Source organism: Citrobacter sp. TBCS-14 (assembly GCF_005280805.1).
Lineage (GTDB): Bacteria > Pseudomonadota > Gammaproteobacteria > Enterobacterales > Enterobacteriaceae > Citrobacter > Citrobacter gillenii.
On record NZ_SZWM01000271.1, the window covers coordinates 1 to 602 of the forward strand.

The 602-nt window shown below is 55.2% G+C and carries 1 pseudogene; it reads left to right on the forward strand.

What is annotated here, in order from left to right:
• Positions 1-602 (forward strand): annotated as a pseudogene (locus FDX22_RS12460) (PrpR N-terminal domain-containing protein); the annotation flags it as partial.

A 602-nucleotide genomic window follows, 5' to 3' on the forward strand; every position in this document is an offset into this window, starting at 1 on the left:
CGGGAAAACTCACATCATCGATTGGCGTCATTACCTATCAGGAAACCATTCCTGCGCTTCTCGCCTTTCAAAAGACCTTCAATTTGCAGCTTGAACAGCGCAGCTATATCACTGAAGAAGATGCTCGTGGGCAAATCAACGAACTGAAGGCCAGCGGTACACAAGCGGTAGTCGGCGCGGGGCTGATTACCGACCTGGCGGAAGAAGCGGGTATGACCGGCATCTTTATCTATTCAGCGGCTACCGTGCGCCAGGCCTTTGTCGATGCGCTGGATATGACGCGCCTGACGCTACGGCGAAACGGTCAATACGCTTCTGGCGATACGATGCGCACNTGATATGCGCGGTCACTCTGCGCAGATGGAACAGGTACGGCACACCATAATGCTCTACGCCCGTTCTCGCGCACCGGTGTTGATTCAGGGCGAAACGGGCACGGGTAAAGAGCTGGCGGCGCAGGCCATTCATCGTGAATATTTCACCCGTCAGGAGAATCGACGCGGTAAACCCTCACCACCGTTTGTCGCCGTCAACTGCGGGGCAATCACCGAATCCTTACTGGAAGCGGAGTTGTTTGGCTATGAAGATGGCGCTTTTACCGG